Annotated in this window: 25 protein-coding genes; 9 read left to right on the top strand and 16 right to left on the bottom strand. The window is 56.2% G+C overall.

All coding sequences use genetic code 11. The features are described 5' to 3' along the window. Window positions 1-202 precede the first annotated feature (202 nt). Window positions 203-871 carry a TetR/AcrR family transcriptional regulator gene (locus D0C27_RS02135; protein ID WP_137430300.1) on the top strand — a complete coding sequence of 223 codons (669 nt, stop codon included), beginning with the start codon at window positions 203-205 and terminating at the stop codon, window positions 869-871. Between the two features lie 321 nt (window positions 872-1,192). On the opposite strand, the gene rlmD is transcribed toward D0C27_RS02135, so the two are convergent. The 4 genes from rlmD to surE all read right to left on the bottom strand — a co-directional run bounded on the left by rlmD (window position 1,193) and on the right by surE (window position 5,209). Next, window positions 1,193-2,503 (bottom strand): 23S rRNA (uracil(1939)-C(5))-methyltransferase RlmD, encoded by a 1,311-nt coding sequence (gene rlmD / locus D0C27_RS02130; RefSeq protein ID WP_240688289.1) that lies wholly within the window; start codon window positions 2,501-2,503, stop codon window positions 1,193-1,195. 296 nt (window positions 2,504-2,799) lie between these two features. Then, window positions 2,800-3,624, bottom strand: coding sequence for a peptidoglycan DD-metalloendopeptidase family protein (locus D0C27_RS02125; RefSeq protein WP_009462088.1), 825 nt, complete (start codon window positions 3,622-3,624; stop codon window positions 2,800-2,802). A 23-nt stretch (window positions 3,625-3,647) separates the two neighbouring features. Further along, complete coding sequence (locus tag D0C27_RS02120) at window positions 3,648-4,472, bottom strand: protein-L-isoaspartate(D-aspartate) O-methyltransferase (protein WP_137430298.1); 825 nt, start codon at window positions 4,470-4,472, stop codon at window positions 3,648-3,650. Beyond that, window positions 4,469-5,209, bottom strand: a complete 741-nt coding sequence (gene surE, locus D0C27_RS02115) for a 5'/3'-nucleotidase SurE (protein ID WP_137430297.1) — start codon at window positions 5,207-5,209, stop codon at window positions 4,469-4,471. Before surE ends, D0C27_RS02120 begins: the two co-directional genes overlap by 4 nt. Window positions 5,210-5,324: 115 nt before the next feature. Between surE and plsY the strand changes: the two genes are divergently transcribed. Next, window positions 5,325-5,966, top strand: coding sequence for a glycerol-3-phosphate 1-O-acyltransferase PlsY (gene plsY, locus D0C27_RS02110; protein ID WP_026483344.1), 642 nt, complete (start codon window positions 5,325-5,327; stop codon window positions 5,964-5,966). 3 nt (window positions 5,967-5,969) lie between these two features. On the opposite strand, the gene tsaD is transcribed toward plsY, so the two are convergent. Next, entirely contained in the window at window positions 5,970-7,028 is a 1,059-nt protein-coding gene (gene tsaD / locus D0C27_RS02105) for a tRNA (adenosine(37)-N6)-threonylcarbamoyltransferase complex transferase subunit TsaD (protein ID WP_009462097.1), read from the bottom strand. Between the two features lie 188 nt (window positions 7,029-7,216). On the opposite strand from tsaD, the gene D0C27_RS02100 reads away from it, so the two are divergent. Beyond that, window positions 7,217-8,509, top strand: coding sequence for an NCS2 family permease (locus D0C27_RS02100; protein ID WP_021446536.1), 1,293 nt, complete (start codon window positions 7,217-7,219; stop codon window positions 8,507-8,509). Between the two features lie 120 nt (window positions 8,510-8,629). Beyond that, window positions 8,630-9,010, top strand: coding sequence for a thioredoxin (trxA, locus tag D0C27_RS02095; protein WP_009462103.1), 381 nt, complete (start codon window positions 8,630-8,632; stop codon window positions 9,008-9,010). A 62-nt stretch (window positions 9,011-9,072) separates the two neighbouring features. Here trxA and D0C27_RS02090 read toward each other — a convergent pair whose 3' ends face one another. The 6 genes from D0C27_RS02090 to tadA form a co-directional block, all read right to left on the bottom strand. Beyond that, window positions 9,073-9,336: a DUF2024 family protein gene (locus D0C27_RS02090; RefSeq protein WP_137430296.1), complete on the bottom strand. Its 264-nt coding sequence runs from the start codon at window positions 9,334-9,336 to the stop codon at window positions 9,073-9,075. A gap of 24 nt (window positions 9,337-9,360) precedes the next feature. Then, window positions 9,361-9,891: a peroxiredoxin family protein gene (locus D0C27_RS02085; protein WP_137430295.1), complete on the bottom strand. Its 531-nt coding sequence runs from the start codon at window positions 9,889-9,891 to the stop codon at window positions 9,361-9,363. Window positions 9,892-10,099: 208 nt separating this feature from the next. Beyond that, on the bottom strand, window positions 10,100-10,696 hold the full coding sequence (locus D0C27_RS02080) for an IMPACT family protein (protein WP_009462108.1): 597 nt from the start codon (window positions 10,694-10,696) through the stop codon (window positions 10,100-10,102). Between the two features lie 8 nt (window positions 10,697-10,704). Continuing rightward, complete coding sequence (locus D0C27_RS02075; RefSeq protein WP_035271819.1) at window positions 10,705-12,303, bottom strand: ABC-F family ATPase; 1,599 nt, start codon at window positions 12,301-12,303, stop codon at window positions 10,705-10,707. Between the two features lie 63 nt (window positions 12,304-12,366). Beyond that, window positions 12,367-13,329: an LD-carboxypeptidase gene (locus D0C27_RS02070; RefSeq protein ID WP_021446533.1), complete on the bottom strand. Its 963-nt coding sequence runs from the start codon at window positions 13,327-13,329 to the stop codon at window positions 12,367-12,369. 39 nt (window positions 13,330-13,368) lie between these two features. Next, on the bottom strand, window positions 13,369-13,917 hold the full coding sequence (tadA, locus tag D0C27_RS02065) for a tRNA adenosine(34) deaminase TadA (RefSeq protein ID WP_051316269.1): 549 nt from the start codon (window positions 13,915-13,917) through the stop codon (window positions 13,369-13,371). Between the two features lie 61 nt (window positions 13,918-13,978). On the opposite strand from tadA, the gene D0C27_RS02060 reads away from it, so the two are divergent. Together D0C27_RS02060 and D0C27_RS02055 are read left to right on the top strand one after the other, a co-directional pair. Further along, window positions 13,979-14,923, top strand: coding sequence for an ABC transporter ATP-binding protein (locus tag D0C27_RS02060; RefSeq protein ID WP_009462116.1), 945 nt, complete (start codon window positions 13,979-13,981; stop codon window positions 14,921-14,923). Further along, the gene (locus D0C27_RS02055; protein WP_009462119.1) at window positions 14,920-15,681 is read left to right on the top strand and encodes an ABC transporter permease; all 762 of its coding nucleotides are present in this window, start codon (window positions 14,920-14,922) and stop codon (window positions 15,679-15,681) included. The genes D0C27_RS02060 and D0C27_RS02055 overlap by 4 nt, the downstream gene beginning before the upstream one ends. 91 nt (window positions 15,682-15,772) lie before the next feature. On the opposite strand, the gene D0C27_RS02050 is transcribed toward D0C27_RS02055, so the two are convergent. The 3 genes from D0C27_RS02050 to D0C27_RS02040 all read right to left on the bottom strand — a co-directional run bounded on the left by D0C27_RS02050 (window position 15,773) and on the right by D0C27_RS02040 (window position 18,552). Further along, entirely contained in the window at window positions 15,773-16,291 is a 519-nt protein-coding gene (locus tag D0C27_RS02050) for a GNAT family N-acetyltransferase (protein ID WP_431188470.1), read from the bottom strand. Between the two features lie 48 nt (window positions 16,292-16,339). After that, window positions 16,340-16,825: a YajQ family cyclic di-GMP-binding protein gene (locus D0C27_RS02045; protein ID WP_026483353.1), complete on the bottom strand. Its 486-nt coding sequence runs from the start codon at window positions 16,823-16,825 to the stop codon at window positions 16,340-16,342. Between the two features lie 74 nt (window positions 16,826-16,899). Next, the gene (locus tag D0C27_RS02040) at window positions 16,900-18,552 is read right to left on the bottom strand and encodes an acyl-CoA synthetase (RefSeq protein WP_009462125.1); all 1,653 of its coding nucleotides are present in this window, start codon (window positions 18,550-18,552) and stop codon (window positions 16,900-16,902) included. A gap of 199 nt (window positions 18,553-18,751) precedes the next feature. Between D0C27_RS02040 and crcB the strand changes: the two genes are divergently transcribed. Together crcB and D0C27_RS02030 are read left to right on the top strand one after the other, a co-directional pair. Continuing rightward, the gene (gene crcB, locus D0C27_RS02035) at window positions 18,752-19,138 is read left to right on the top strand and encodes a fluoride efflux transporter CrcB (RefSeq protein ID WP_137430294.1); all 387 of its coding nucleotides are present in this window, start codon (window positions 18,752-18,754) and stop codon (window positions 19,136-19,138) included. Next, the gene (locus tag D0C27_RS02030) at window positions 19,135-19,887 is read left to right on the top strand and encodes a glutamine amidotransferase (RefSeq protein WP_060185162.1); all 753 of its coding nucleotides are present in this window, start codon (window positions 19,135-19,137) and stop codon (window positions 19,885-19,887) included. The genes crcB and D0C27_RS02030 overlap by 4 nt, the downstream gene beginning before the upstream one ends. On the opposite strand, the gene D0C27_RS02025 is transcribed toward D0C27_RS02030, so the two are convergent. Continuing rightward, the gene (locus D0C27_RS02025) at window positions 19,836-20,663 is read right to left on the bottom strand and encodes an AraC family transcriptional regulator (protein WP_115633768.1); all 828 of its coding nucleotides are present in this window, start codon (window positions 20,661-20,663) and stop codon (window positions 19,836-19,838) included. The two genes, D0C27_RS02030 and D0C27_RS02025, sit on opposite strands and share 52 nt — an antisense overlap. Window positions 20,664-20,748: 85 nt before the next feature. On the opposite strand from D0C27_RS02025, the gene D0C27_RS02020 reads away from it, so the two are divergent. After that, on the top strand, window positions 20,749-21,753 hold the full coding sequence (locus D0C27_RS02020; RefSeq protein ID WP_060185163.1) for a bile acid:sodium symporter family protein: 1,005 nt from the start codon (window positions 20,749-20,751) through the stop codon (window positions 21,751-21,753). A 91-nt stretch (window positions 21,754-21,844) separates the two neighbouring features. Here the strand turns inward: D0C27_RS02020 and D0C27_RS02015 are convergent, their stop codons facing one another. Beyond that, entirely contained in the window at window positions 21,845-22,327 is a 483-nt protein-coding gene (locus D0C27_RS02015; protein ID WP_022983149.1) for a hypothetical protein, read from the bottom strand. Window positions 22,328-22,463 lie beyond the last annotated feature (136 nt).

Here is a 22,463-nt window from a genome sequence, read left to right as displayed (position 1 = left end):
TTACGGCCTTTTGGCCGCCTGGATCACAGAGCGGAATGCTCCGGTGACGCCCCGTCAACGCGGCGTTCCGTTCTGTCTCGTTATCAACACCCCGTTATAAAAACGGGGTGGAACGATCTTCTTCTACGCTGTAGAATTAATTTATTCTACTCTGTAGAGTTAAACTTGGCAAATCTGCCCTTTCCCTATCAAAGGAACTCTATTGGCCCAAGCACCCGCCTCGCGCACACGCAAACTGAATAAGGACGAGCTGGTCATCGCCGCCGTCACCTTAATGGAGGAAGCCGGAGACAGCGGCTTTTCTTTACGCAAGCTGGGAGAGCGAGTCGGTTGCGATCCAATGGCCGTGCTCTATCACTTCAAGTCCAAGGACGGCTTGCTGCGTGCGATGGCAGATTATTTGACAGGCCGCATTCAGGCCGTGGATACAGGTCTGTCGTGGACAGAGCGTTTGTATGAATTGGCCCGACAGTACCGTGAGCTGGCCTTGGGCCACCCACAGACTTTTCAGCAAATGCAGCGTTTTCTGAATACCGGCAAAGCCGACTATCTGGTTCTTGAGCAGGTATACAGGGCCTTGCGCGATGGCGGTTTGAGCGATGCCGAAATCCCCGCCGCCTGTGTGGGCTGGTATGCCGCTTTATATGGATTGATTCAGGGCGAGTTAGGTGGACTTATCCGCCCGGTGACTGAGGAAGAGCTAAACGAACTGGAACAATGGCCCGCCGAGGATGTGCCTATGCTGCGCCAGATTCTGCCGCGCTTTGTGCATCTGCAATCCGAGCAGGTATTCAAGATGATGATGGAGCTGATACACGATGGCTTGATTGCCCATGCTGGTAAAGCGGCGACACCTGCCACCAAGCAGTAAAACCAGCAACGGACCGAATCAAACACACAAAACCGATCAGCCAGCCTAGCCTTCAAACGTGGTGATAAAAAGCATATAGCTGCCGGCCACCTTGGCAAGGACACGGGCTGGCTCATGCCCACATCTCGAGAAAAGCACCTGAACGCGACTGATCTTTCCGCCAGCCTTCAAAACGCGATACCACCCAACTGGTCGGGATTGAAGGCAACAGCACCTTGGGCGAACGAGCTGACAAAGCCCCCAAGAAAAAACAAAATGCCCCGCAAACTGGAGCTCTGTCCAATTTGTGGGGCGTTTTAGTTCAAGCCTGCTTATGTGTACTTAGCGTGTAAAGACGGCAATTGATTCCACGTGTGCCGTATGCGGGAACATATTCACCACCCCGGCCGATTCCAGCGTATAACCACCGTGGTGAACCAATACACCGGCGTCCCGAGCTAGAGTACCTGGGCTACAGGACACATAAACCAGACGCTCGGGGCGTTCGTGCTTTTCCAGCTGCGCCAAAGCAGTGGCGACCGCAAAGGCACCATCACGCGGTGGGTCAATCAACATGCGATCAAAATGACCCAGGTCACGCAGCCATTGCACGTCCACCTCAAACAGATTTAGCGTTGTGAATGTTGCCTTGTCCTGCAGGTCGTGGGCCAAGGCTGCTTCACCGGCACGTTCAGTCAAGGTGCTGCTGCCTTCAATGCCAACCACCTCGGCGGCACGGCGTGCCAGCGGCAGGCTGAAGTTACCCAGACCACAGAACAAGTCCGCCACACGATGCTCGGGCTTGACGTCCAGCAGGGTCAAGGCACGCGAGATCAGGCTGCGGTTAATGTCGTGGTTCACCTGCGTAAAGTCCGTAGGGCGATACGGCATACGCAAATCAAATTCGGGCAGTGCGTAGGCCAGCTTGTCCGCATCTTCGCGCAGCAAAGGATGGGCCGTTTCCGGGCCCTTGGGCTGCAGCCACCAGCTGATGTCGTGCTCCTGACCGAAGCTCTGCAAACGCTGGATATCTTCGCTAGTCAGCGGCTCCATGTGACGCAGGGTCAAGGTGGTAATCTTGTCGCCCATGGCCAGCTCGATCTGAGGCAAACGATCCGGGCGAGACAAACCAGCCAAACAGGAACGCAAGGGTTCCAGCAAGGCAGAAACCTTGGCAGGCAGTACCCGACATTCCGTCATGTCCACCACATAGCGGCCATTCTTTTCACGAAAGCCAACCAGCACCCCACCCTTTTTAGGCACGTAGCGCATGGAGAAACGGGCGCGATAACGGTAGCCCCAGTAAGGGCCGTGCAAGGGCGCCAGCACACGGCCCGGCTGCACCTTGCCGATATGGCCCAGGGAATCTTCCAGAACGCGCTGCTTGACCGCAACCTGGGCCGAGGGCTCCAGATGCTGCATGGCACAGCCACCACAGACACCAAAGTTGGGACAGGGAGGTTCAGCACGCTGCGACGAGGCTTTCAACAAGGCCGTCATGCGGGCTTTATCGTAGGAGTCCTTGGAGCGCACCGTCTCGGCCAGTACTTCCTCGCCGGGCAAGGCACCTTCCACAAACACCACTTTGCCCTCTTTGTGGGCGACGCCGCGTCCTTCCAGATCCAGCGATTCAATTAACAATACGTCAGACATTCGATAAAAACCTAAATAAGCGTCCTGCCAAGCAGAATGGCGCAGTTGCATTGCTGCAAACGATGGCGAATCGCTGATTTTACAATGAGCATTCGGCACAACGGGTAAAAACAAGCAGAACGCGGCACTAGCGGTTCCGCAACGCTACTAAATTCTAAATGCCCCGCCGGCCGACAGGCATAGCCTTCAAGTTGGAAGAGCAATCTGCACTCAAAAAGTCATTCAATTGAGCACCCTCGAACAGGGCGCACAAAAAAAGCGGCCAGAAGCCGCTTTTTTCAGTCCAGATACCGAGCTTATCGCGTAGGCAGGTACGAGATCGGGTTGACCGGCGTACCGGAGCGACGAATCTCGAAGTGCAGTCGTGGCGAGGTGGTGTCAGACTGACCCAGATCGGCAATACGCTGCCCCTTCTTCACCTGCTGACCCGTTTTAACGTGCAAGACACTGTTATGAGCGTAAGCAGTGATAAAGCCATTGCTGTGACCGACCAGCACCATGGAGCCTAAACCGCGCACACCGTTACCGGCGTACATGATCTTGCCATCCGCTGCGGCAACCACGGGGTCGCCCACCTTGCCTTCGATATCAATACCCTTGGTCGAGGCATTGAAACCCTGGATGATCTTGCCACTGGCAGGCCAGCCCCAGGCGATCAGAGCCGCGTCGCTGGCGCGAGGCGCAGACACGGGCGTTTCAGTCTTGACCGGGGTGGCCGGGCTGACTGGCGAGGTCTGTGTGCTACCGCTACCGGCTGGGCGAGTCGTCACTGCCGCCATCGAGGTATTGCCGTCCAGACGCAAGGTTTGACCCACGCGCAACATGGAAGGATCCGTAATCTGGTTCAACTGGATCAGCGAATTCACGTCCATGCCGTGCGCTTGTGCAATCTTGTAGAGCGTATCGCCGGGGCGTACCACATAGGTACCCGAGGCACTGCTGACGCTGCCTGCCGCCGAAGAGGAACTCAGGTCAGTGACTGGAGCGCGCTCATTACGGCTTGCACAACCAGCCAGCAGGGTACTGGTGACCACAGCCGCCACCAGGCACTGACGGGGCGTCAAGAACCACTGTGTACCGGTGGAAGCAGCGGTTAACGGTAACCTGACTGCATGCTGCATATAAATCTCCTGAGAATATCTGACTAAATCTGGGTTCCGGCTCGCATCGGCACGAAGCGAACCGCATCAAGTTCTTCACGACGCCAAGTAGCCTGTCCGGTGCGTTCCACCAAAACCAGGCGCTGTTGTGTCGTACCTTCAGGGGCGATCAGTCTCCCCCCCAATGTTAATTGTTCCAATAAGGTTCTGGGAATGACCGGACCGGCTGCCGCCACAACAATAGCATCATATGGTGCCGCGGCAGGGTAACCTTGCATTCCGTCACCAAACATTATTCGAGCCCGTTGCGACAGCCCTAATTGGCGCATGTGATCGCGGGCCATATCACACAAGCCTTTGATACGTTCTACCGCATACACTTCTTTGACCAATTGTGCCAAAACAGCAGCCTGATAACCACATCCGGCCCCCACTTCCAGCACCTTAGTCGGTATTTTCTGGTCACACACCAGGCTGATCATATGGGCCACAACCCAAGGCTGGGAGATGGTCTGCGCAAAGCCGATAGGCAAGGCATCATCTTCATAGGCCCGACTGGCCAAACCCTGATCAACAAACTGATGGCGCGGTACTGCCTGCATGGCCGCCAGCACTCGTTCGTCGGTAATTCCTTGACGGCGCAAGCGCTCGATCATCATGCCACGCGAGCGTTCCGAGTTCAAACCCAGATTGACACTTGTTGACACTTGCGGTGACAAAATGGCCGACGGTGTCGGTTGTAACTGGCCCCGTTGCACAATACGGGTATTGCTGTTGCTGGCAGACAGGCCACTGCCCAGGCTGGACTTGCCGAACCGGTTCCGAGTGCCGTCTGCAAAAGGATAGCGCTTGCCTAGTTTACTTGTCATTGCATCCAGTCCCGCAATCCGGCCAGTTGCTCGTGGTGAGTCAGGTCCGCGCGCAAGGGGGTAATGGATACTGCACCTTGTTCGACGGCCCCGAAATCTGTGCCCTTCTCGCTATCGGACACACCACCAACACGGCCAATCCAGTACACGGGCTCGCCATAAGGCGTCTGGCTTTTTACAACCGGCTCCGCGGGATGACGCTTGCCCAGGCGGGTGACTTGCGTGCCCTTCAAGGCTTCGTAGGGCAAACACGGAATATTCACGTTCAGCAAGGTATTGGCCGCCAACGGCTTCTTCTGACAGCGCTGTACCAGATCTCGTGCCACGCGCGCTGCGCTGTCCAGGTTCTTCCAGCCGCGTTCAATCAGGGAAAACGCAATTGCGGGAATACCAAACAAATGGCCTTCCATCGCGGCCGCTACCGTGCCCGAATACAAAGTGTCGTCGCCCATATTGGCGCCATTATTAATACCGGACACAATCAGATCGGGACGAAAATCCAGCAGGCCTGTCAGGGCCACGTGCACACAATCGGACGGTGTACCATTAACAAAATAAAAACCATTGCTGGCCTGGCGCAGCGACAGGGGACGATTCAAGGTTAGGGAATTGCTGGCACCGCTGCAATTGGTCTCGGGTGCAATGACAGTCAGCTCACCCAGTCCTTGCAAGGCTTCATACAAAGCCTCGATACCGGCTGCTGTATAGCCATCATCGTTGGAGACCAGAATACGCATGCTTTACTTTTCCGTTAAAAATCTAACAGGGGCAGCAAATTGTACCCGCTGCCTTTGGTATTTTGCTGCAAGGCCGGTAGAATCCGCGCAACAATAATTGTGGAGCTCAATCCTCATGAACGCCGTTTCTTTTGCTGTGGCCGCCCCGCTTGTCGCCCTCTTGTCCTATTTGCTGGGATCCTTGCCGTTTGCCGTAATCGTCAGCAAGATCATGGGCTTGCAAGACCCTCGCACCTTTGGTTCGAAAAATCCGGGAGCCACTAATGTACTACGTAGCGGCAATAAAAAAGCAGCTGTCCTGACCTTGTTGGGCGATGCCTTCAAAGGCTGGCTGGCTGTCTTTCTGACCCAACAGGCCATCAGCAACTGGGGCTGGGCACCGACTTTACTGGGTGTCAGCGCCTTTTTTGCCTTTTTGGGTCACTTGTACCCGGTCTTTCTGGGCTTTAAAGGCGGTAAAGGCGTGGCAACCGCACTGGGTGTCATCCTGGCCCTGCTGCCCTGGCTGGCTCTGGCTACCGCGGCCACCTGGCTGATTATCGCTTATGTCAGCCGTTACTCCTCGCTGGCAGCCATCATCAGTGCCGTGTTTGCCCCCTTGTTTTACCTGCTCGGTGCCAAGGTGGTCTGGCCCATGAATGCCTCTATTGCCACGGCCCTGGTCCTGATCAGTGCCTTCTTGCTCTGGCGTCACCAGGAAAACATTCGTCGTCTGATGACGGGCAAAGAAAGCAAGATCGGTTCCAAGAAAAAATAAGCACTAACGCTCTTGCTGGGAGACAGGCTGGTTCACACAAGCCAGATCCCAGCGAGGCCGGATGGCAAAGCCATGCTGGCTATCATCCAAAGTCACCAAACCATGCTTGACCCGCATGGCCGCCGCAAAAGCAATCATGGCACCGTTATCGGTACAGAATTCCAGCGGCGGAAAGAACACCTCGCCCTTCAAACGCGCCACGGCTTTCTGTAAATAAGCCCGCAAGTGGCGGTTGGCGCCCACACCACCGGCAACCACCAGACGTTTCAAGCCCGTTTGCTTCAAGGCCTTGATCGCCTTGGCGGCCAGCACGTCCACAATGGCGGCCTCGGTCGCAGCAGCCAGATCAGCGCGTTGCTGTTCGGTAATCCCGCCCTCTTCCGCTTCCAGCTTGCGCAAGCGCGTCAGCACGGCAGTTTTTAAACCACTAAAGCTGAAATCCAGATCCTTGCTGTGCATCATGGGACGCGGCAGCTCGTACACGCTGGGGTCACCCTGTTCAGCCAGACGCGACAAGGCCGGGCCGCCGGGATAACCCAGGCCCATCAGCTTGGCGCTTTTATCAAAGGCTTCGCCTGCTGCATCGTCCAGCGTTTCACCCAGCAATTCATACTGACCCACACCATCTACACGCATCAGCTGAGTGTGGCCACCCGAGACCAGCAAGGCCACAAAGGGAAAGTCGGGACGCGGCTCGGCCAATAAGGGCGAGAGCAAATGACCTTCCAGGTGATGGATAGCAATCGTCGGTTTTTTCAGCGACCAGGCAATCGACTGCGCCACACTAGCTCCCACCAGCAAGGCACCGGCCAGACCGGGGCCGGCGGTATAGGCAATGGCATCGACCTGATCGAGCTGCATATGGCAAGAAGCCAACACCTGCCGTGTCAAAGGCAGGACGCGACGGATATGATCGCGAGAGGCCAGTTCAGGCACCACCCCACCATATTCACGGTGCATGGCGATCTGGCTGTGCAAGGCATGGGCCAGCAGGCCCTGTTCCGTGCTGACCAGCGCCACGCCAGTTTCATCGCAGGAACTTTCAAATCCAAGAATATTCATGGCGCTTATTTTAGCCTGCTGTATTGGGGAAAATAGGAATTTATCCCCTCAAGACAATCAGCGGATAGTGTCTGGGTTGTGCCGATACATCGCGACAAAGGGGGGCGACGCAGTGGCACACTCGTGGTTAAAATCCCGCATCGATAATTTCACGCTCCGATCGCCTAATAATCACAAGGAGGCTGCCCATGTTTGAACGTCTCTTCAAACTCACTGAGCATGGCACCAACGTCCGTACCGAGGTCCTGGCAGGTATCACTACCTTCCTGACCATGTCCTACATTATTTTTGTGAATCCAGACATCCTGTCGTCCACAGGGATGGATCGCAATGCCATTTTTGTAGCCACCTGCCTGGCTGCTGCTCTGGGCACGTTCATCATGGCCTTTGTGGCCAACTGGCCTATCGGCATGGCACCGGGCATGGGCCTGAACGCCTTTTTTGCCTTCACCGTGGTCGCCACCCTGGGCTATACCTGGCAACAGGCGCTGGGCGCGGTCTTTATTTCCGGCGTGATCTTCCTGATTCTAACGGTGACTGGCATCCGGTCCTGGCTGATTCGGGGCATTCCCAAATCCCTGCAAAGCGCCATTGCCGCCGGTATCGGCATGTTCCTGGGCCTGATCGCCCTGATGAACTCGGGTATTGTGGTGGCCCACCCTGCCACCAAGATTGGTCTGGGCGACCTGACCCAGCCCGCAGCCCTGTACGCAATTCTGGGCTTCTTTATTATTGCCGCCCTGGACGCACTGAAGGTGCGCGGTGCAATCCTGATCGGCATTCTGGCCGTGACCATTCTGTCCATGCTGACCGGTCACAGCGAATTTGGTGGTGTCGTCTCCACCCCACCCTCGCTGATGCCCACCTTCATGCAGCTGGACATCATGGGTGCCCTGCACACCGGCTTTGTGCACGTGATTCTGGTGCTGGTGCTGGTTGAAGTGTTTGATGCCACCGGCACCATGATCGGGGTTGCCAAGCGTGCCCGCCTGATTGAAGAAGGCAAGCCCAATCGCCTGGGCCGCGCCCTGCTGGCTGACAGTACCGCCATTGTGGCCGGTTCCATGCTGGGTACCAGCAGCACCACCGCCTACGTGGAAAGCGCCTCGGGTGTGCAAGCCGGTGGCCGTACCGGTCTGACAGCGCTGACCATTGGTGTCCTGTTCCTGCTGGCCCTGTTTTTCTCGCCACTGGCCGCGACCGTTCCCGGTTACGCCACCGCCCCCGCCTTGCTGTACGTGGCGTGCTTGATGATGCGCGAAATCACTGAAGTGAAATGGGACGACATGACCGAGGCCGTGCCTGCGGCCCTGGCTGCCTTCACCATGCCCTTCACCTACTCGATTGCCAACGGTCTGGCCTTTGGTTTTATCAGCTACGTGATCCTGAAGCTGACAACCGGCCGCTGGCGCAGTATCCACCTGGCCACACTGATTGTCGCCATCTTGTTTGTGATCAAGTACGCAATCGCTACGGAATGAAAAACCCTTTAGCAAACTCGTTTGGCGCTTTAGGGCTGCCTGGAAAACGAGTACACTGATTGCATGTTTAACGAAGCGGCTGAACACCATCAGCCGCTTTTTTATTGCGGAGGCTCCCCCATGAGCATCGTCGAACTGAACGAAGAAACATTCCAGGCAGCAGTAGAAGACGGCAAACCCCTGATCATCGACTTCTGGGCTCCTTGGTGCGGTCCATGTCGCCAATTCGCCCCTGTCTTTGACGCAGCAGCGGCCAAGCACCCCGGCGTGACGTTTGGCAAGGTGAACACGGAAGAAGAGCAGGAACTGGCCGCTGGCCTGCGTATTCGCTCCATCCCTACCCTGATGGTTTTCCGTGAAAACGTCTTGCTGTTCTCGCAAGCCGGTGCCCTTTCCGCTGCCCAGCTGGACGATCTGATCGAACAGGTCCAGGCTGTGGACATGGAAAAAGTCCATGCTGAAATTGCTGCCCAGCAAAACCAGCAGCCTGACCAGGCCTGATTTGCCCGGCCCCAGAAAAAACGCCAGACAAATCGTCTGGCGTTTTTTTGCATAAATGCGATTTAGTCGCAGTTTTCCAGCTCGATAATCGCGAAGCCACTGCGTTTGATTTCATTTTCGACCGGCGCAGAAGCCATTTCCGTATGGCAAAAGCGGCACTCGCGCGAGGTGAAGTTTTCCACATTCACCCCTTTGGCCGCCAAATAACGCTGACCATAACTCAAGACCTTGTCCATATCCTTGGCATCGTCGCTGACCAAGATATCAAAGTGCATACGAAGCCCGTCAGGACGCACAACGTAGGTATCAAACACCGCAATCTTCATGACAAACCCTTTTCAGCAAAAAACCTAGTAGGTACAGGTCGGCCCGCAAGAGGAAGAATCCTGCTTGTCCGCCACCCCCTCTTTCTTGTCTGCTTGCGCCGGGCGGCGAGCAATCAGCTGGCCGACAAACGCACCCAGACGCAGATCGTCCAGATGGCCCAATTCCTTCATGGCCAGATTGCCATCACGGTCAAAAATAATGGTAGATGGTGTCCCGCCCAGGCCCCACTCCTTCATGGTGCGTGGCAAGGGGCCGCTGTCTGAAGGCTGATCAATGGCGATGGGGAAATTCAAGCGGTACTCATGGGCAAACGCCTGCAAAGCTGCAGGGCCCATCACGTCGTGATGCTCGAACACGCTATGCAGGCCTATGATGCGCAATTCATCGCGCGAGAACAGCGTATCCAGTTTCTTGGCTTGCGGCAGGCTGTTGATGACACAACCAGGGCAAAGCATCTGAAAGGCCGTGACCACCACCACGCGGCCACGCAAGGACGCCAAGCTTAATGGAGCGGTCGTATTGAGCCACTGGCTGGCATGGATCTCGTAGGACATGGCTTACACTCACAATGCTGACTAAACCCGATCATACCCGCAGGCTGGATACAGACTTAGAAGGAATCAGAGGTATTTAGTATGGCCACTGCCTGGACGGTGCAGAGGGATAATCGTCTGGAAAAGATACCTTTTCGTCCAGAAAACTCCATCAAGGAAGATGGCGACCAGAGGTCCATTGCAGACCTTGGGCAGAACCGAGGGTGACTTAGGCTTGGTCCAGGGGTTCACATTCCCCCTGGCCACGCGTCATATTGATAAAGGACTGTTGAAAATCAGCTTTATGCTCGAGCGGCAGATTCAACAGCCACTGCACACCTTCAGCATCGAATTGCTCGTCCTGAACCTGAACGCCAAAGCTGTCGAAACGGGATTGAACCAAAGCCAGATCGGCAAAGGAGCAACGGCAGCGCAAAGCTGCCATGGGAATCAGCTCCTGCTTGTCAGCAAGACGCAAACATTGAGCGGCCACGCCGCCATAGGCGCGCACCAGGCCACCCGTACCCAGCTTGACGCCCCCAAACCAACGTATCACCAGTACCGCAACACGGTCGCAATCCTGGCCTTCTATGGCTTGCAAAATGGGACGCCCGGCCGTGCCGCCGGGTTCGCCATCATCGTTAAAGCGGTATTCCGACCCGATCTTGTAGGCCCAGCAATTATGCGTGGCATCGGGCACACCCTTGGCCTGGAAAAAAGCCAAAGCCTGGCTGGCACTGTCTACAGGCGCAGCCAGTGCCAGAAAGCGGCTTTTTTTGATGTCCTGCTCGAAGCTGGTGGGCTCACGCAGGGTAAAGACCGCCACCCCTAGCCTCAGTCCTGCTCGCGGCTGGCCAGATAGTCTTCGTAGCCACCGCGGTAATCCACCAGACGGCCTTCTGGCATCACTTCGATAATGCGGGTTGCCACGCCGGAGACGAACTCGCGGTCATGGGACACGAAGATCAGAGTGCCTTCAAACTTTTCCATGGCCATCTGCAAGGACTCGATCGATTCCATATCCAGGTGGTTGGTCGGTTCGTCCAGGAGCATGACGTTGTGACGACCCAGCATCAGACGCGAGAAAGTCATGCGGTTTTTCTCGCCACCCGACAGCACTTTCACGGGCTTGATGATGTCATCGGCCGAGAACAACATGCGGCCCAGCACCGAGCGCAAAGACTGATCGTCGTCGCCGGCCTGACGGAACTGGCTGATCCAGTCAAACACATTGTCTTCGGTATCGAACTCGTCCGAGACGTCCTGAGCCATATAGCCGATATCAGCGTTCTCGGACCAGACCACCGAGCCGCTGTCAGGAGTCAGATCACCGGCCAGCAAACGCAGCAAAGTCGTCTTACCCACACCGTTCGCACCCACAATCGCGATTTTCTCGCCCGCTTCAATCATGGCCGAGAAGTTCTTGATGATGGGATGATCGTAGGACTTGCTCAAGCCCTCGACCGTCACGGCCAGGCGGTGCAGAACTTTTTTCTGTTCAAAACGAATAAACGGGTTCTGACGCGAAGAAGGCTTCACTTCGATGGTCTCTGCCTTCAGGCGACCAATCTGTTTCAGTCGCGAGGTAGCCTGGCGGGACTTGGACTTGTTGGCGGCAAAACGGCGCACAAAGTCCTGCAGCTCGCCAATACGCTCTTTGGCCTTGGAGTTGGCCGCCAGCACACGTTCGCGCGACTGCACCGACGCCAGCATGTAATCGTCGTAGTTGCCGGGGTAGACACGCAGCTCGCCGTAATCCAGGTCAGCCATGTGAGTGCAGACCTGATTCAGGAAGTGACGATCGTGACTGATGATGATCATGGTGCTCTGGTAGCTGTTGAGCACATCTTCCAGCCAACGGATGGTGTTGATATCCAGGTTGTTGGTCGGCTCGTCCAGCAGCAGCACATCCGGGTTGGAGAACAGGGCCTGTGCCAGCAGCACACGCAGTTTCCAGCCCGGAGCCACTTCGCTCATGGGCAACTGATGCTGTTCGACCGGAATTTCCAGACCCATCAGCAATTCACCGGCACGGCTCTCGGCGGTATAACCGTCGTACTCGGCAAAACGGGCCTCCAGTTCGGCGGCCTTCATATAGTCTTCTTCGGTGGCCTCTGGATTGTCGTAGATGGCATCACGCTCTTGCATGGTGCTCCACATTTCTGTGTGGCCCATCAGCACCACGTCCAGCACACGTTTGTCTTCGTAGGCAAACTGGTCCTGACGCAGCTTGCCCAGGCGCACGCCCGGATCCAGCGATACATTACCCCCGCTTGGCTCCAGGTCGCCGCCAATGATTTTCATGAAGGTAGACTTGCCCGACCCGTTGGCACCAATCAGGCCATAGCGGTTGCCTCCGCCCAGTTTGACACTGACGTTTTCAAATAAAGGCTTGGCACCAAACTGGATCGTTAAATTAGCGGTGGAGATCACGTAAACGTACTTTGAAAAAGGTTGAGTTCAACCCAGTAGTGTATCAAGCAGGCGCGAAATCCGTTAGTGTTCGTGCTCATCCAGAACCAGATAAGCCATGCCGTCCTCGGTAGCCAGGCCCACTTCCTTGCCAATAGGCAGGCTGACCTTGACGTCCACATGTCCATAAGGCAGGCCCGTTACGACCGGGACTTTGACGGTTTCACGCAACCAGCGCACCACCGAATCCATATCAAAGCCATTATCCGAAGCGCCTGTCTTGTAAGCCGTAAAACGGCCCAATACCACCGCCATCTGACGATTGAGCACGCCGGCATGCCAGAGCTGCGTCAACATGCGCTCGACTCGGTACGGTGCTTCACCCACGTCTTCCAGGAACAGGATACCGCCGTTGATATTGGGGAAGTACGGCGTGCCCAGCAAGGAGCAAACCAGGGCCAGATTGCCGCCCCACAGAACACCGTGACCATCGACGGCATCCGAACCCTCGGACTCAAAGCTGAACAGCTCCAGCTCGCCACGCATCAATTCGCCAAACAGTTCGGTCGTCAATTCATCGGTTTCATCGCCACCAAAGTCCGCAATGGCGGTGGGGCCGGTGTAGCTGATGGCGCCAGTTTGCGCCAGCAAGGCCAGATTGAAGGCCGTGAAATCCGACATGCCGACAAAACGCTTGCCACTGTCGGCTACCGCGCGCCAGTCGATCTGGCCCAGAATGCGGCTTAAACCGTAGCCACCGCGTGTCGCCATCACAATGGGCTGAGGCTGTTGCAAGGAACGCTGTACCGCGGCCAGACGCTGAGCGTCCGTACCGGCAAAGCGTTCATCCACCGCCAGGGCGTCCGGGTCTATGTCCACGGCAAAGCCCAGCTGGTTCAGGCGCTGGCTTGCCAGCTCCAGGCGCTTGGGTTCAAGGATCTGGCCAGAGGGCGAAAACAGGTAAATGCCCGAACTGTCCTGCTGCCCACAATGGCACTGGCCATGTTCGTGGTGATGGTGATGATGGTCGTGCTCGGGGCTGCTCATGATTAACCTTGAAAATAAAGTGCTGACATTTTAGCGAGACTACTGGGCGCCATCCAGCGGCGATTGGACTGTTTGAGCCTGCTTTTGCAACTTCTTCTGTTCGCGTCGTTCGCGGAAAAAATCCCGCAAGGCCTGGGCCGCCTCTTCGGACATCAAACCACCCGAGACTCGGGTGTGGTGATTCAGAGTGGAATGCAAATGCAAGGACTCCACACTGCCACACACTCCGGTCTTCGGATCGGCTGCGGCCCACACCACCCGCGACAGACGCGCATGCAACAAGGCCCCCAAGCACATCATGCAAGGCTCCAGCGTCACGAACAGGCTGGCTCCGGGCAAACGGTAATTGCCAACTTTACGCGTCGCGGCGCGCAAGGCCACGATCTCGGCATGCTGGGTGGGATCGTGATCACAAACCGTGCGATTGGAGCCCACAGACAGCAACCTGCCGTCCGCATCCAATAGTACGGCACCTACGGGCACCTCGCCGATGCTGGCCGCCAGTTGAGCCTGCTCCAAGGCTAAAGCCATAGCCTGAGCATCACTCAAAACGTCACTCTCTGTTGGCGGTGGTAAGCTAGTTGGCATCGTCAAATCCATTGCGTTATTCAAACCCTGTCGGCACAGCAAAAGGGTCATTTTACTGTCTATGCAGAACACTCCTGATTCTCACGCTATTTTGCGTGTTCGAGGCCTGAGCAAACAATACGCAAACGGGCATCAAGCCCTGCACGCTTTGGACCTGGATATTTGGCGGGGCGAGATTTTTGCCCTGCTCGGCTCCAACGGCGCAGGCAAAACCACCTTGATCAGTATTATCTGCGGGCTGGTCAATCGCAGCAGCGGCACCGTTCTGGTAGATGGCGCAGACAATGTCGCCGACTACAAGCGCGCCCGCCAGAAAATTGGCCTGGTGCCGCAAGAGCTAAGCGCCGATTCCTTCGAGACAGTCTGGAATACCGTCAGCTTCAGCCGTGGCCTGTTTGGCAAAGCCCCCAATCCGGCCCTGATCGAACAGATTCTGAAGGACTTGTCGCTATGGGACAAGAAAGACAGCCCCTTGATTACGCTCTCGGGCGGCATGAAACGCCGCGTCCTGATCGCCAAGGCGCTTTCCCATGAACCGGAAATCCTGTTTCTGGATGAACCTACCGCCGGTGTGGACGTGGCCTTGCGCCAAGGCATGTGGGCCTTGGTGAAACGGCTGCGCAGCCAGGGGGTCACCATTATTCTGACCACCCACTACATCGAAGAAGCCCAGGAGATGGCCGACCGCATCGGCTTCATCAATAAAGGTTCACTGCAGCTGGTGGAAACCAAAGACAATCTGATGCGCCGTCTGGGCGGTAAAACCCTGAGCCTGAATCTGGCCGAGCCGATCAGCGCCCTGCCCGCTGCGCTGGAAACGCTGGGACTGCAAAGCACTGCCGACGGCATGAGCCTGCTCTACCCCTTGACCAACCGCGAACAAGGTCATGACTTGAGCAATTTGCTGGCGGCAGTTGGGCAAGCGGGGCTGACCATTACCGACATCCATACCCGCGAGCGCAGTCTGGAAGATATTTACGTTGAGTTTGTAGGGGCACAGTCATGAACTGGTACGCCATCCTGGCCATTTATCGCTACGAAATGTCACGCACCCGACGCACCCTGCTGCAAAGCATCGTAGCCCCCGTGATTTCCACCGCCTTGTATTTTGTGGTGTTTGGCGCTGCCATTGGCCATCGCATCAATGAAATCGGCGGCGTGCCCTATGGCGCGTTTATCGTGCCTGGGCTGACCATGTTGTCGGTGTTGACCCATAGCGTCTCCAACGCCGCCTTCGGAATTTACTTTCCGCGCTTTACGCGCAATATCTACGAGATTCTGTCTGCCCCCATTTCACACTTCGAGGTGACCTTGGCTTTTGTGGGCGCAGCAGCCACCAAGTCACTGTTTCTGGCGGCTATCATCCTGATCACGGCGCGGCTATTTGTGCCTTACGAAATTGCCCACCCTATCTGGATGCTGTGCTTTCTGGCCTTAACCGCCCTGACCTTCAGTCTATTGGGTTTCATTATCGGTATCTGGGCCGACAACTTTGAAAAGCTGCAATTCGTGCCCATGCTGATTCTGACGCCACTGACCTTTTTGGGCGGCACCTTCTATTCCATCGACATGCTGCCCGAGTTCTGGCAAAAACTGACCTTGCTGAACCCGGTGCTGTACCTGATCAGCGGCTTTCGCTGGAGTTTCTTTGATCTGGCCGATGTGAATGTGTGGCTGAGCCTGGGCATGACACTGCTGTTTTTAAGTGTGTTTCTTGCCGTGGCGGGCTGGATTTTCAAAACGGGCTATCGATTGCGCCCGTAAATAAAAAAGGCCGGGAATATTTCCCGGCCTTTTTTTAAGAACTCGAACAGGGCACGCAGCCGCTAGATACTGAACGTCTCCTCAGAACAGTTCAATCGGGATGCACAGCGCAATCCATAAAACTGGCTTGCTCTCCATACTGACGCAGCTTTGCTTCCAGCACGGGTGCAGGCACCCCTTCAATCGGCTTGTAGCCCAGACGCTGCCAATAGCCCACGGCCGGTCCCAAAGACACCAGACTGCAACGACGCAAGCCACGCTGCCAGGCATAGCGGCGACCGGCTTGCAACAAAGCTCCGGCCACCCCACGGCCTTGCGCGCGACGCATCACGGCGCAGTCGTGAATAAACCATTGGTCTGCGGGCGAAGGCAGGCTATTCAACGCATCGCCCAGGGACGGCGGCAAAAGGCCCGACCAAGGGTAGGACACCAAATAACCCTGCAGTTGATTGTCGGTATCACGTGCCACCCAGCAGCTATCCGGAGCCAGATCCAGACGGTTCTGATAGAAGCTGCGGTCTTCCAGAATATCCGCGTCGTACACATCCGCCTGGACTTCCAGCACCTGGCTCAGATCGTGCACACGCATTAATTCAATTCGTACATTCATAGCTGATACACGGCGGCATCACGTCACCACCGTGCCGTTTCACTCGGTTTAGTCGCGGAAATTATCGTACTGCAAAGGCAATTCCACATCGGTCTGTTTCAACAGAGCGATGGCAGCCTGCAAGTCGTCCCGTTTCTTGCCGGTTACACGCAGTTTTTCACCTTGAATCTGCGTCTCCACTTTCAGCTTGGCGTTCTTGATGGCAGCGATCAGTTTCTTGGACGTAGGCTGGTCCAGACCCTGACGCACTTTCACTTTCTGACGCGCGCCGGCCACGTTTTCCAGAACCTTCTCGGTGTCCAGGCAGCGCACATCAATACCGCGGGCAGCAATACGGCCACGCAGAATCTGCATCATTTGCTCGAGCTGAAACACGCTGGGAGCCGATTGCAAAATCGTGTTCTCGTCTTCGAGTTCAAATTTGGCATCCGTACCTTTGAAGTCAAAACGGGTAGCCAGTTCGCGGCTGGCTTGTTCCACTGCATTACGCAGTTCGTGGGTGTTGACCTCGGATACAACGTCAAAAGATGGCATTCCTAACCGTCCTGTTCCTTAAGTGCAGACAGGCCGCATGAAGCGACCTGTGTGCTTTTTAGAAAACGCTGGTCTTAGTCCGAAGCGGCTTGCTTGGCCTGCTGACGCAGCGCGAATTTCTGTATTTTACCTGTTGCCGTTTTGGGCAACTCCATAAAACTGAAATGTCGCGGTATTTTAAAGCCAGCCAAGTACTGACGGCAATGCGCGCGCAGTTCTTCCACCGTCACTTCCGCACCGGGGCGCAGCTCCACATAAACGTGAGGCGCTTCACCCCAACGCTCGTCCGGCTGGGCTACAACGGCCGCCGCCTGCACGGCTGGATGGCGATACATGACGTCTTCAATCTCAATGGAAGAAATGTTCTCGCCCCCGGAAATGATGATGTCCTTGCTGCGATCCTTGATACGTACGTAGCCGTCCGGCTCGCACACGGCCAGGTCGCCGGTATGGAACCAGCCACCGCCCAGGGATTCCTGGGTGGCCTGCGCGTTCTTCAAATACCCCTTCATGGTGATATTGCCGCGGAACATGATCTCGCCCATAGTCTCGCCATCGGCAGGAACGGGCTCCATGGTTTGCGGATTCAAAACCTGTACGCCCCCTTGCAGGTGATAACGCACACCTTGACGGGCATTGCGCTGCGCACGTTCCTGGATATCCAGCTCACTCCAGGGTGCATGCTGCGCACAGACCGAGGCGGGGCCATAAGTTTCGGTCAGGCCGTAAACGTGGGTCAGCGCAAAGCCCATGCGCTCCATCCCTTCAATCATGGTGGCCGGAGGTGCAGCGCCTGCCACCATGGCCGACACGCCCTTGGGCAGGCGGGACTTCAGCGCTTCGTCGGAGTTGACCAGCAGGGAGTGCACAATCGGCGCACCACAATAGTGGGTGACGCCGTAATCGACCATATTGTCGACCATAGCCTGGGCTTCCACCTTGCGCAAACAGACGTTCACACCAGCACGGGCTGCAATCACCCAGGGGAAAGTCCAACCATTACAATGGAACATGGGCAGGGTCCACAGATAGACCGCGTGCTTGGGCATGTCCCATTCCAAGACATTGGACAAGGCCCCCAGATACGCGCCACGGTGGTGGTAGACCACGCCTTTGGGCTTGCCGGTGGTACCGCTGGTGTAGTTCAGGGCAATCGCATCCCACTCGTTGGCGGGCAATTGCCAGTCGTAATCCGGGTCGCCTCCGTCCACGAACTCTTCGTAAGTTTGCGAGCCGATACGTTCTGCGCCAGTGTCAAAATAATTGTCCACGACGTCGATGACCAGAATGGGCTCTTTGCTTTCGCGCAGGCTCAAGGCTTCTTTCATGACGGCGGCAAATTCGCTGTCCACCAGCACCGCACGCGCTTCGCCGTGATCCAGCATATAAGCGATAGTGCTGGCATCCAGACGGGTATTCAAGGTATTCAGTACGGCACCACACATGGGCACACCAAAGTGTGCCTGAACCATGGGCGGAGTATTGGGCAACATCACGGCCACGGTATCGCCTTTGCCAACCCCAGCCTTGGACAGCGCACTGCCCAGCTGACGAGTACGGGCATACAGCTGCGACCAGCTCATCTTGATGCCGTTTTGGGCGGGCCCGTAAACCAGAGCCGGGTAGTCAGGGTAGACAAAAGCACTGCGCTCGATGAAATCCAGCGGCGACAAAACACGATAATTGGCGTCTGTCTGGGGCAAATCCTGATCGTAAATACTCACCACAAAGTCTCCAAAAAAGGGCGGGCTAACCGAAATTCACGGCGGTCCGTCTGATAATTGCGCTCTTACATTAGCTGGCTACGCGCCTTTGGGCAAGGTCGCCTTTTCAGTCATAGAGGCGCATAATGACACGCTATCCTAGGTATATATCGCGACCGGCTGACTGCTCGCTGACAGTTTGCCCCCTACCTGAAGGCCCTTCATGCCCGTAGCCATGCTGTATATTGCCGCCGGTGGTGCCCTGGGCGCATTGGCGCGTTGGTTCTTGAGTCAGGCTTTGAATGCCCTGTTCCCCACCCTGCCCCCCGGTACTTTGCTGGCTAACTTGATTGGCGGCTATTTGATGGGTATCGCAATGGCCTATTTCAGCGGCTTGGGCCTGGGTCACGAAGGCTGGCGCATGTTCGTCATGACGGGCTTTCTGGGTGGCCTGACCACTTTTTCCACCTTTTCCGCCGAGATCATGACCTTGATGATGCAGCAGCGTTATCTGTGGGCCATGGGCGGCATTGCCCTCCACGTTGCCGGTTCCCTGCTCATGCTGGGTCTGGGCATGGCCACGTGGAGCCTGTTTCGGGGGCAAGCATGATAGACGTCCATTTTCTTCAGGCCGGCTCCCCTCCTCCTGATGTCGAGCAACGTTTTGGCAACCAGAATGCCTGGTTCAAACGCGCTTTGCAGCCCCTGGATGTCAATGTCCACACCTGGCGAGTCCATCAGGATGATGCCCTGCCTGCGCCGGACTGCCCCGACCCGGTGGTGATCAGCGGTTCCTGGAGCATGGTCACCGACAAGCTGGACTGGAGCGAAAACCTGGCCGCCTGGATTCGGGAACGCTATCAGACACACATGCCCTTGCTGGGGATTTGCTATGGCCATCAATTAATGGCCCACGCCTTGGGCGGGCGCGTGGATTACCACCCCAAGGGGGCCGAGGTCGGCTACCTGCCCATTCACTTGTCCGAGCAGGCCCACGAGCATGAACTGCTGGCCAATCTGCCCATGCAATTTCCTGCCCTGCTGACGCACCAACAAAGCGTATTGAGCTTGCCCGAGCATGTGGAAATACTGGGCAGCTCTGCGCATGATCCGCATCAAATACTGCGTTATGGCCCCGCGCAGTGGTCGATTCAGTTTCACCCTGAATTTTTTGCCGGCCTGCTACGTTACTGCGTGCTGCGCAAGGCCGAATCCTGGCGAGCCCAAGGCATAGATCCCCAAACACTGGCAGACCCTATTCAGGACACGCCCGACGCCCATCGTCTGCTGTGCAATTTTGTACAGGCTTACTCGTCCAGCGGCCCTAATGGCCGACGGAAAAACTCGCCGGGCGTTTGACCCATCAAATCCCGAAAAGCTGCCACAAAGGCCGACATGCTTTCATAGCCACAAGCTAACGCGACATCAGTGACACGCTCGTGCCGCTCCAGCAAAGGCAAGGCACTCATGACGCGCAGTCGCTGACGCCAGACCCGGAACGTCAGCCCGGTCTGCTGACGAAACAGACGGCTCAGGGTTTTTTCTGACAAACCCTGTTGCTCTGCCAAGTCCTGCAAACTCCAATCGCCCGAAGGCTGGGCCTGCAATTGTTCGCAGACCTGCAAAAGACGCGGGTCCGAAGGCCAAGGCAGAATCAGGCCACTTTCAGGCGCCGCCAGCAAACGATCCAGCAGGACCTGCACCAGACGCCCCTGCGCCCCCTCGCGCTCGTACAGCACAGGCAAAAGGCTGAACTCGCGTATCAGTTCACGCAGCAAGCGGTCTACCACAACCACTCGACACACCGTAGGGGCCTCTGGCAAGGCGCTGACATCAATATAAAGACTACGAATCTGCGCATCAGGCGAGCTACGCACCCCATGTTCCACACCCGCAGGCACCCACACCGCCTGCTGAGGCGGCGCCATGAAGCGCCCGCTGGCAGTACGCACTTCGATCACCCCCGTCAGCGCATAGGAAAACTGCACCCAGGGATGCCGATGTGGGCGGGCAATGGCCTGATTGGGCAAGGTACGCTCCTGACCATATAAAGGCCTGGGTAGATAGCGCAACTGCTGCAAACTCTCCGGAATTCGCTCCGCAGGCATCAGAATGTCCGTTTGTCGATAATCCATATCCGTTTAGCGATAAACCCCCAAAAAGGTCTACGGTAAAGTGAGGCCTTTCATAACGCAAGCCTTTCAAGCCTCTAACAAACCCATGTTCTCTCAACTGCGACTGCTTTTTGACAACTTCACCCTGATCCTGATCGGCGTAGTGGCACTGGCAAGTTTCTTTCCCGCCTACGGCCAAGGTGCGGTGTTCTTTGACGTGATCACTGGTCTGGCGATTGCCCTGCTGTTTTTCATGCACGGGGCCAAGCTATCCCGCGAAGCCATCATTGCTGGGGCCACCCACTGGCGTTTGCACCTGCTGGTCTTTGGCTGCACCTTTGTCATGTTCCCCCTGCTGGGCCTGCTGTCCAAGCCCATCTTGCTGCCATTGCTGGGCATGCCCTTGTTTGTGGGCATTCTGTACATGTGTGCCCTGCCCGGCACCGTGCAATCGGCCATTGCCTTTACCTCGATTGCTCGTGGTAACGTGCCTGCCGCGATTTGCAGCGCCTCGGCCTCCAGCCTGATCGGTATTGTGCTCACCCCCGTCTTGTTGAAACTGCTGCTTGATGCAGACGGTGGTTCGGCCACTTCGACCCTGGACGCCATCAAGAAGATCAGTCTGCAATTGTTGTTGCCTTTTGTGGTCGGCCACTTGATGCGCCCCCTGATTGGCAAATGGATGGATCGCAACCGTAAATGGCTGCGCAGCGTGGACCAGTCCTCCATCTTGCTGGTGGTCTACACCGCTTTCAGCGCCTCGGTGATTGGTGGCCTGTGGCAAGCCGTACCGCCCAAGTCCCTGGCTATCCTGGCCGTAGTCTGCCTGGTCTTGCTGGCCATCATCCTGTTCCTGACCACCTGGCTGGCCCGCAAGCTGGGCTTCAATAAAGAAGACGAAATCACGATTGTCTTCGGTGGCTCCAAGAAAAGTCTGGCCACTGGCGTACCTATGGCCCAAGTGCTGTTTACTGGCGCCGCCATTGGCCCGGCCCTGCTGCCCATCATGATCTTCCACCAGATCCAGTTGATGGCTTGTGCATTCATTGCGAATAAGTATGCGCAACGACCTGAGACTCCTGAGGAAGCGATCAGCTTGCAAAAGGCCTGATAGCACTCCATCGTCAGCAGCCCCCGACGCGTGGGGCTTGCTTTGGAGACAGCGGCACAAAAAGAAACCGGCTTGATGCCGGTTTCTTTATTTATAGATTCGAGATGTAGACAAAGATATCGGTGCCGTCGTACTTGAACGAGCCATCGGGATTTTTTTGAGTGAGCACCTTGCGCAAATCGACCGGATGTAGCCAGCCTGCTCCCAGCAAACCGCCATTGATCGCCCGAATTTCGGTCCCTCCAACCGCGACGGCAGCATGGAAGAACTCCATGCCCTTGACTCGACAAAAGCCAATGGCCTTGCCGCCAGGCAAGGAATTCCGACCATCCCACATTCTGCCTTCAGCAAACTTGAATACCGGCAGCCAGTTCTGCGCCGAAATGGAAGTCAGCTGATCAAAACTGATTTTCGCATTATATAAATAACGCATATAGGCAGCGGCGTCATAACACACCCCTTTCATATAAGCCGTAATATCATCTGGCCCATGGATCAGGTGATTATCTGCATAGATAATTCTATCGGACGCTGAAAGCTTCGCCGTCTTCGTTCCTTTCTCTGTCAAATTCATGGCTAAACCCTTGTAAACAGATAAAAAACAAGGGCCTATAGTAGCAGTCGAATTCTGTTAAAAACCTGAAACCAAGCTTGATTATCGATTGAATTAACTAATTGAAAACAAGGCGACAGCCTAATTAGCATCTTTA

Source organism: Alcaligenes faecalis (genome assembly GCF_005311025.1).
GTDB lineage: Bacteria > Pseudomonadota > Gammaproteobacteria > Burkholderiales > Burkholderiaceae_B > Alcaligenes > Alcaligenes phenolicus.
The sequence above is the reverse complement of the archived record's forward strand: the minus strand, read 5'-3'. Positions and strand labels throughout refer to the sequence as shown.

What these genes read in the sequence shown, in the direction of transcription:
- rlmD (WP_240688289.1), bottom strand. Translation starts at nt 2,503, where the DNA reads ATGTCTGACGTATTGTTAATTGAATCGCTGGATCTGGAAGGACGCGGC.
- D0C27_RS02125 (WP_009462088.1), bottom strand. Translation starts at nt 3,624, where the DNA reads ATGCAGCATGCAGTCAGGTTACCGTTAACCGCTGCTTCCACCGGTACA.
- D0C27_RS02120 (WP_137430298.1), bottom strand. Translation starts at nt 4,472, where the DNA reads ATGACAAGTAAACTAGGCAAGCGCTATCCTTTTGCAGACGGCACTCGG.
- surE (WP_137430297.1), bottom strand. Translation starts at nt 5,209, where the DNA reads ATGCGTATTCTGGTCTCCAACGATGATGGCTATACAGCAGCCGGTATC.
- plsY (WP_026483344.1), top strand. Translation starts at nt 5,325, where the DNA reads ATGAACGCCGTTTCTTTTGCTGTGGCCGCCCCGCTTGTCGCCCTCTTG.
- tsaD (WP_009462097.1), bottom strand. Translation starts at nt 7,028, where the DNA reads ATGAATATTCTTGGATTTGAAAGTTCCTGCGATGAAACTGGCGTGGCG.
- D0C27_RS02100 (WP_021446536.1), top strand. Translation starts at nt 7,217, where the DNA reads ATGTTTGAACGTCTCTTCAAACTCACTGAGCATGGCACCAACGTCCGT.
- trxA (WP_009462103.1), top strand. Translation starts at nt 8,630, where the DNA reads ATGAGCATCGTCGAACTGAACGAAGAAACATTCCAGGCAGCAGTAGAA.
- D0C27_RS02090 (WP_137430296.1), bottom strand. Translation starts at nt 9,336, where the DNA reads ATGAAGATTGCGGTGTTTGATACCTACGTTGTGCGTCCTGACGGGCTT.
- D0C27_RS02085 (WP_137430295.1), bottom strand. Translation starts at nt 9,891, where the DNA reads ATGTCCTACGAGATCCATGCCAGCCAGTGGCTCAATACGACCGCTCCA.
- D0C27_RS02070 (WP_021446533.1), bottom strand. Translation starts at nt 13,329, where the DNA reads ATGAGCAGCCCCGAGCACGACCATCATCACCATCACCACGAACATGGC.
- tadA (WP_051316269.1), bottom strand. Translation starts at nt 13,917, where the DNA reads ATGCCAACTAGCTTACCACCGCCAACAGAGAGTGACGTTTTGAGTGAT.
- D0C27_RS02060 (WP_009462116.1), top strand. Translation starts at nt 13,979, where the DNA reads ATGCAGAACACTCCTGATTCTCACGCTATTTTGCGTGTTCGAGGCCTG.
- D0C27_RS02055 (WP_009462119.1), top strand. Translation starts at nt 14,920, where the DNA reads ATGAACTGGTACGCCATCCTGGCCATTTATCGCTACGAAATGTCACGC.
- D0C27_RS02050 (WP_431188470.1), bottom strand. Translation starts at nt 16,291, where the DNA reads ATGAATGTACGAATTGAATTAATGCGTGTGCACGATCTGAGCCAGGTG.
- D0C27_RS02045 (WP_026483353.1), bottom strand. Translation starts at nt 16,825, where the DNA reads ATGCCATCTTTTGACGTTGTATCCGAGGTCAACACCCACGAACTGCGT.
- crcB (WP_137430294.1), top strand. Translation starts at nt 18,752, where the DNA reads ATGCCCGTAGCCATGCTGTATATTGCCGCCGGTGGTGCCCTGGGCGCA.
- D0C27_RS02030 (WP_060185162.1), top strand. Translation starts at nt 19,135, where the DNA reads ATGATAGACGTCCATTTTCTTCAGGCCGGCTCCCCTCCTCCTGATGTC.
- D0C27_RS02025 (WP_115633768.1), bottom strand. Translation starts at nt 20,663, where the DNA reads ATGGATTATCGACAAACGGACATTCTGATGCCTGCGGAGCGAATTCCG.
- D0C27_RS02020 (WP_060185163.1), top strand. Translation starts at nt 20,749, where the DNA reads ATGTTCTCTCAACTGCGACTGCTTTTTGACAACTTCACCCTGATCCTG.
- D0C27_RS02015 (WP_022983149.1), bottom strand. Translation starts at nt 22,327, where the DNA reads ATGAATTTGACAGAGAAAGGAACGAAGACGGCGAAGCTTTCAGCGTCC.